Raw genomic sequence first — 6,987 nt, 5'->3', positions numbered from 1 at the left:
TATATATACCCCATCTGCATTAAAGCAGATGGGGTATATATATTTCAGCCATTCATATACTCATATCTTTTAATTCATTGTAATATCGTGTGCAGACAGGAACGTCCACACTATATTCCTTTGCCTTGCGAATCAGCGAGCCGAGAAAAGCATCCAGCTCTGTAGGACGTCCCGCGGAAACATCGCGTTCCATGGAGCTTGTTGCTTTCGGAGACTGCTTCGTTGTCATAAAGGTAAACTGCTTCTCAATCAGGTCCTCAGGCAGGGAAATCCCTATAGCCTTGCTTACCGCATACGCCTCTTCAAAAAGTCCCCTTATATCCTTCAGCTTTTCAGGATCCTCACGGATAGGGCCGATACTTGTCTTATAGCGTGCCGTTATAGTGTTAAAGGCACAGTTCAAAATATACTTTCTCCATATCTCCGCTTCGATATCCTCAGCAAAGCGGCAGTCAAAATCAACTGACCTCATTATTTCATGCAGAGCATGGGCCGCATTTACCGATGTTTCGTCCTTGTCCTTTGTCCCGAGGAACATATATGTATATGTTCCCGACTGTTTCGCAGAAAAGTCCTCCTGCGCCCCGGTTATAGTATAAATAACGCTGTCAAGCACATGCGCCTGCGGAAACAGCTTCCTGAGTCTGTCCCCGGGTTCAATTCCGTTCATAACAGGAACAATAACCGTATCAGGTCCGATACATGGCGCTATTTGCTTCGCAATTGCATCGAGAGAATAATTTTTGACGCATACAAAAACAAAATCCTGTACGCCCAGTGCTTCTCCGTTTTCTTCAATATTTGCAGGCTGTGAAACAACTTCACCGTAAAAATCACTGTGCAGGACAAGACCTTTTTCCCTGAATGAATCCGCACGCTTTCCACGCGCTATCACGCTGAGTGAATCTGCATATTTTTTACCGAGCATGGCAGCAATAAGAGTTCCTATAGCTCCGACTCCGGCAACGCATAACTTCGGATTGCCCATGATTATTCCTCCTTCTGTTATCCTTCCAAATACTGCCCATATTCTATCATGTGCGCAAAACCGCCGCAATGAATAAAAATTAAAGTTTCACATCATATTAAATGTATATCGTATAATAAATGTTAACTTAATGCTAACCATTAGTTGACGTTTGCTGTACGCATGATATAATAAGCTTGTCAGTGCACTGACACTATGATTTTTAACATAAATCTTTGATGAATAAGAGGGATATACATGGTCAATCAGGAATCAACCATTTCACTAGAAGGAGCTGTTCAATCCAAGGAATCACAGGTTCAGACAATGACCAAGATGGCGCTTTGTGTGGCGCTCTGCTGTGTTTCGGGCTTCATCTCCTTCCCGCTGCCTTTTACCCCGGGGCTTGTAACCGCTCTTACCATGGCCCTCGGTGTTACTGCATTCGTTCTCACGCCGAAGCAGACCTTTATCACAATCTGCGTATACGTAATGATGGGCGGAATCGGCCTTCCGATTTTCCCTGGCGGCAGGGGAGGACTTGGCGCCCTGCTCGGGCCTACGGGCGGTTTCTATCTGGCTTTTCCGATTGCATATATGATTGTAAGCTATTTTAAGGGCAAAGCCATCAATCTCAAACGTTATGCGTTCGTAAACATCATATTCGGAGTTCCCCTTTCTTACGTGGGCGGTCTCATATCCATGATGCTCGTAATGGAGGTTGGGCTTTGGCAAGGTCTTGTAATGGCAGTCTTCCCGTTTATCCCGGGAGATATCATGAAGGCTGTAGGTGCCGCATTTATCGCAGTAAAGGTAAATAAAGTTCTTGCAAACCGGTGAGAAAAATGGAAAAGGTATATGTACTTGGGGGTCTTCGGACCCCCATTGTTGTGAAAAACGGTCATTTCAAATACATAAAACCCGAAAACTTCGGAGGAGAGGTACTTAGTGCGCTCATAAAAAAGTATCATCTCACGGACATTTCAGGGATAATAGCAGGCAATGCGGTAGGAACAGGCGGCAATATCACCCGTCTTATGGCTCTTACTGCAGGCATTGATGAACGTGTGCCTGCAATGACTGTGGATATGCAGTGTGCCTCTGCGGCTGCCGCACTGTCTGTTGCCTATGCAAAAATCGCATCAGGACAGGATGATGTCATTATCGCGGGCGGCCTGGAAAGCGCCTCTCTTCAGCCCACACGCATTTATTCGGAAAACGACGACAGATATGGCAAAACTCCGGGAAAAGACGGAGCGTATAAAACGGCACAGTTTGCCCCGGAAGAGCTCTCCCCCGACACAATGCTGCAGGGTGCCGAAAAAACGGCTCAAAGCGAGCACATAACAAAAGCGGAGCTTGATAAATGGGTTCTTGAAAGCCATCGCCGTGCGGCAAAGGCTCAGGCAGATAAAGTTTTGTCAGATATCATTGTTCCGATAGACGGCTGGAGTGAAGATGACGGCATACGTCCGCGCATGAACCAGCGGCTTTTAGACCGTCTGCCTCTCCTTTTCGGGGAAAATACGGTTACAAATGCCGGAAACTCCTGTCTCATAAATGACGGTGCTGCCTTTGCGGTTCTCGTTTCAGAGCGTTATGCCAAAGCTCATGGTCTAAAAGCTGCCGCCCGTATCCTTGGAACGGCTTCTGTCGGAGGAGATCCCCATGAAAGCCCGCGCGGTGCAATGCGTACCGCAGACGTACTCCTTGAGCGGCTTGGGATGAGATATGAAGATTTATCCGCAATAGAGTTCAATGAAGCCTTTGCTGTCATTGATGTCCTTTTCGAAAGGGCGCATCCGTCGCTCAGTAAAATCTATAACAGGTTCGGCGGAGCACTGGCTTACGGACATCCCTACGGAGCATCAGGAGCAATTCTTCTTATACATCTGCTCAAAGCTCTCGAATCCTCAGGCGGCGGCCGCGGGATCCTTTCCATTGCCGGGGCAGGGGGCATGGGCGAGGCCATAGGAGTGGAGATGCTATGAGAAACTACTGCGAACTCCTTTCCCACTGGGCAAAAAAACAGCCTGATAAAATATGTCTCACAGAAGACTCTATTCATTACACATATAATGACCTTGAAAACCTCTGTGATGCGCTTTGCCAAAAGCTCCCTGCGGACTGCAGTGGAAGCTTTCTTGTGCTTGCCGATACCGCCGTGCTTCAGCTTACTGCCTTTCTTTCACTTCAGAAGGCAGGGCTTATTCCTATACTTCTTCATCATGGCCTTACAGATGAAGAAACAGCTTCCATTATAAAGGAAAACCAATTGCAGGGCCTTTTCCGTTTTTCGGCCGACAGTGTACTGTATGAACCTTCGGATGAGCTCACGGTACCTCACAATGAGCCTGATATTCTCGGAGTTCTCAGCTCCGGCTCTACGGGAACACCTAAGGTAATGTACAGAACGTACGAAAGCTGGGCCGGGTATTTCCCAAAACAGAATCCGATTTTCGGGGTAAATCACAATACCCGCATGTTTCTCCATGGCAGCCTGAGCTTCACTGGAAATATGAACTCACTGCTGTCTGTACTGTTTGCCGGAGGAACAGTTATCACATGCAGACCTTTGCGCTGCCGCCTGTGGGCGAAACTCATACAACAGGAAAATGCCGATACAATTTACCTTGTACCGTCAAAGCTCACTCTTCTTACAGGGGCAGTACGCGGCTTTATCCCGGAGGTACGCCATATATTTACGGGCTCACAGCTTCTGTCCGCCCAAAACATAAAAGACCTAAAAAGGCTTTTTCCAAAAGCAGAACTCATTCTCTACTACGGCGCAAGCGAACTCAACTACATTACATATGCAGTCTGCGACGATCCGGACCGAGACCCCAGAAATCTCGGAAAGCCCTTCCCGGATATCGGCCTCACCGTAAAGGACGGGCTCATATACGTCGATACAAAATACCACATCAGCGGGGCAGAGATTCCTTTCACAGTAAAGGATACCGGACACCTTAACGAAAACGGGGAACTCATCTTTGAAGGACGCAGAGATGCGTGGATTAACAAAGGCGGCGTAAAAATCAGCACCCAGCGTATCGAAAACCTGCTTCTTACCATACAGGGAGTTTCCGCGTGCGCAGTCCTGCCATATGAGGATAAAATACGAGGAACGGATGCTGCTGCATTTATTGTGCTTGAAAAAAACATCAGCGAAGCAGACATCCGAAGCAAAATTAAGAGGATTTTGAAGCCCGTTGAGGTCCCGGGTAAGGTTCGTTTCGTTGCTGAAATCCCCCTAAATGACCGAGGAAAGGTAGATAAAAAGTCCCTATTATGTGCTAAAACCCCATAAAATCAAGAAAAAACCTCAAAATTTTTGATTTTTTTTTATTTTCTTGCAGGAATTTCTAGGTTTTTGGCGTATAATATAGGCAATGGAAATCCAAACCCTATAGAAACCTACATTTTTTAGGAGGCGTTTCACGTATGGCAAAAAAAGCAAAAAAAGTCGCAGCAAAAGCAGCACCGAAGGCAGCTGCTAAGGGCGCAAAAGAAGTCGTTAACAAGGGAATGCTCGTTGACGCAGTAGCAGAGAAACTTGAGGGTGCAGTATCCAAGAAAGATACGAAGGCTGTACTCGATGCGCTTCTCGTGACTGTTGTTGACTCTGTCCGCAAGGGCGGCGAGGTTCGTCTTGTCGGCTTCGGCACATTCAAACAGTCCCATCGTGCAGCTCGCACGGGCCGCAACCCGCAGACGGGCGCTGCTCTTCAGATTCCGGCTTCTGATGCTTTCACATTCAAATCCAGCATCAAATTCTGATTTCAGACATGAAAGGCCGTCCTTCGGGGCGGCTTTTTTGTGTATATAAAAGAGAAATACCGTCTCACTATGCTTAACTGCCCCAAAAAATCTATATAACACCAAAATGTAAGCGCTTACTTTTTGGTGTCATAACACAAAGGAACGATATTATGAATATACGTGAAATCACAGCATCCGATAACGCTGCCATTGCAAGAATAATACGCGAGACTCTGGAGGAATTTCATCTCAATCTCCCGGGAACGGCATATTATGACCCTGAACTGGACAGATTCAGTGAATATTACGCCCCAAAAGGACGGCGGTATTTTATATGCGAAACTGATGATGGGGAAATCGTCGGTGGCTGCGGCTATGCAGAATTTGAAGGGGTTAAAACTGCTGAAATGCAGAAGCTTTATCTCATTCCGGCTTTTCGCGGGAAAGGGCTGAGTTCAAAGCTTATAGAGACGGTTGAACGTCACGCAAAAGCGGATGGCTACTATACGCTTTACCTTGAAACGCACCATAATCTTGAAAATGCAGTTAGAATTTATAGAGGCAAGGGTTACAAATCCCTTGAAAAACCATTAGGAAACAGCCCTCATACGACAATGGACATCTTTTTCGTGAAAAAAATCGCTGAAAATCACTGAAAACCGGGTAATACCGGGTAGTTATCGTATACAACCGTTATACCCGTATGGGATTAAGTATATTTATCGAACTATATAAATTCTCTATTGACAAAAAATTTCGAAACGACTACTATGAATCTGACAACGGAATAGCAATGGAGAAAGGTGCTGCAAAGCGCAATAGGGAATCCGGATAAGCCGGAGCGGTCCCGCCACTGTATAGGGGAGCCCCCACCAAGATGCCACTGGAAGATTTTCCGGGAAGGCGGTGAAGGGCCATGAACCTGAGCCAGGATACCTGCCTTTCTCGGCAATCACCGTTAGCACTCACCGTTGAGTGCTTGCACCCGCGATTGATGGGGAGGAGATTCGATGCTGTGTATGGGCGACCATTTTGGCATAGTATAAGTCTCCGGCTTAATTTATTAAGCCGGTTTATTTATTGGCCTGAAAATGAGCCCCGATGCATTATTCGGTCTGCGACTCGTCACGCGGACCGTTTTTTTTACTTTGAAATCCGGGTATTCTGTTTCGCAGGCAGAGAGTACGCATGGATTTCGGTAAAAGAGAAGGGGGCACCTTAAATGCCCAAAAGCTTATTTTTAGAAGGAGGGTTCTAATGGAAGAGGTAAAGAAGGAAGGAGAACTTGACCTGCAGGCAATCTTAAAAGAAGCAGAGAGCAAGACAGACTTCCCGGAAGTGACTTTTGACGAGTTCACTCCGCCGACCGATGAGGAATGGAAAACGGCTTGTGAAGCGCTGCTCAAGGGAGCACCGTTTGAAAAAGTCATGTTTACGAAGACCTACGAAGGGATTACATTCAGTCCGATGTACACGCGCAAGCACACAGAGGATATCCTTCCGAAGGCATCTTATCCGGGTATGGGCGATTATCTGCGTGGCACTAATGTCAGCGGATATGTAGGCAAACCGTGGGGTATTGCACAGTCGTGCGATGAAACCCTGCCTAAAGAGAACAATGAGCTTCTCAAATTCGAGATCGAAAAAGGCTCCACAGTCTACAATGTTCGTCTCGACAAGGCTACTCTTTTGAATCAGGACGTGAAAGACGCGGAAAAAGTCGGGGATGACGGCTGCAGTGTAACGACCCTCGATGATATCCATACACTTCTCGACGGCCTCAAACTTGATGAGTATCCACTTTATATCTATGCAGGCGCTTCGGCACTTCCAATGCTCGCAGGCGTCGCAGCAAAATTCAATGCCTGCGGTAAGAAACTTTCAAAGCTCACCGGCTTCGTCGGTGCCGACCCGATCGGTCAACTCGTCGAAAACGGAAAGAACTATGCTTCGCTCGATCAGCTCTACGATGAGATGGCGGAAACGGCAAAATGGGCCATCAAAAACGCACCGAGCCTTCGCACAATCATGGTTCGTGATGACGTATTCTCCCGCGGCGGTGCAAGCGATGTACAGGATACGGCTTATGTACTCGCCATCGCTGTAGAATATATCCGTCAGCTCATGAAACGCGGCCTTACAATCAAAGAGGCGGCAGGACAGATTTTCTTCGGTATTTCCATGGGCGCGAACTTCTTCATGCAGATTGCGAAACTGCGTGCATCCCGTCCAATCTGGGCAAATATCATCAAAGCCTT

Annotated in this window: 7 protein-coding genes and 1 riboswitch; of the genes, 6 read left to right on the top strand and 1 reads right to left on the bottom strand. The window is 47.1% G+C overall.

Going from position 1 to position 6,987, the window contains the following annotated elements; genetic code table 11:
* Positions 1 to 52: 52 nt before the first annotated feature.
* Complete coding sequence (locus ACY69O_RS04660; protein ID WP_462332303.1) at positions 53 to 988, bottom strand: ketopantoate reductase family protein; 936 nt, start codon at positions 986 to 988, stop codon at positions 53 to 55.
* 237 nt (positions 989 to 1,225) lie between these two features.
* On the opposite strand from ACY69O_RS04660, the gene ACY69O_RS04655 reads away from it, so the two are divergent.
* The 6 genes from ACY69O_RS04655 to ACY69O_RS04630 form a co-directional block, all read left to right on the top strand.
* Positions 1,226 to 1,807: a biotin transporter BioY gene (locus ACY69O_RS04655; protein ID WP_462332302.1), complete on the top strand. Its 582-nt coding sequence runs from the start codon at positions 1,226 to 1,228 to the stop codon at positions 1,805 to 1,807.
* A 5-nt stretch (positions 1,808 to 1,812) separates the two neighbouring features.
* Entirely contained in the window at positions 1,813 to 2,958 is a 1,146-nt protein-coding gene (locus ACY69O_RS04650) for a thiolase family protein (protein ID WP_462332301.1), read from the top strand.
* Entirely contained in the window at positions 2,955 to 4,277 is a 1,323-nt protein-coding gene (locus ACY69O_RS04645; RefSeq protein WP_462332300.1) for an AMP-binding protein, read from the top strand. Before ACY69O_RS04650 ends, ACY69O_RS04645 begins: the two co-directional genes overlap by 4 nt.
* A 134-nt stretch (positions 4,278 to 4,411) precedes the next feature.
* Positions 4,412 to 4,747, top strand: a complete 336-nt coding sequence (locus tag ACY69O_RS04640) for an HU family DNA-binding protein (protein WP_462332299.1) — start codon at positions 4,412 to 4,414, stop codon at positions 4,745 to 4,747.
* 152 nt (positions 4,748 to 4,899) lie between these two features.
* Positions 4,900 to 5,385 (top strand): GNAT family N-acetyltransferase, encoded by a 486-nt coding sequence (locus ACY69O_RS04635; RefSeq protein ID WP_462332298.1) that lies wholly within the window; start codon positions 4,900 to 4,902, stop codon positions 5,383 to 5,385.
* 128 nt (positions 5,386 to 5,513) lie between these two features.
* Positions 5,514 to 5,687: riboswitch (cobalamin riboswitch) on the top strand.
* A gap of 299 nt (positions 5,688 to 5,986) precedes the next feature.
* Positions 5,987 to 6,987, top strand: a 1,001-nt coding sequence (locus tag ACY69O_RS04630) for a methylmalonyl-CoA mutase family protein (protein ID WP_462332297.1), incomplete at its 3' end; no start/stop codon positions are given.

The sequence above is a fragment of the Schwartzia sp. (in: firmicutes) genome (assembly GCF_978017985.1).
The sequence above is the reverse complement of the archived record's forward strand: the minus strand, read 5'-3'. Positions and strand labels throughout refer to the sequence as shown.

Coding starts and splice junctions, on each gene's coding strand:
- ACY69O_RS04660 (WP_462332303.1), bottom strand. CDS start 988: ATGGGCAATCCGAAGTTATGCGTTGCCGGAGTCGGAGCTATAGGAACT.
- ACY69O_RS04655 (WP_462332302.1), top strand. CDS start 1,226: ATGGTCAATCAGGAATCAACCATTTCACTAGAAGGAGCTGTTCAATCC.
- ACY69O_RS04650 (WP_462332301.1), top strand. CDS start 1,813: ATGGAAAAGGTATATGTACTTGGGGGTCTTCGGACCCCCATTGTTGTG.
- ACY69O_RS04645 (WP_462332300.1), top strand. CDS start 2,955: ATGAGAAACTACTGCGAACTCCTTTCCCACTGGGCAAAAAAACAGCCT.
- ACY69O_RS04640 (WP_462332299.1), top strand. CDS start 4,412: ATGGCAAAAAAAGCAAAAAAAGTCGCAGCAAAAGCAGCACCGAAGGCA.
- ACY69O_RS04635 (WP_462332298.1), top strand. CDS start 4,900: ATGAATATACGTGAAATCACAGCATCCGATAACGCTGCCATTGCAAGA.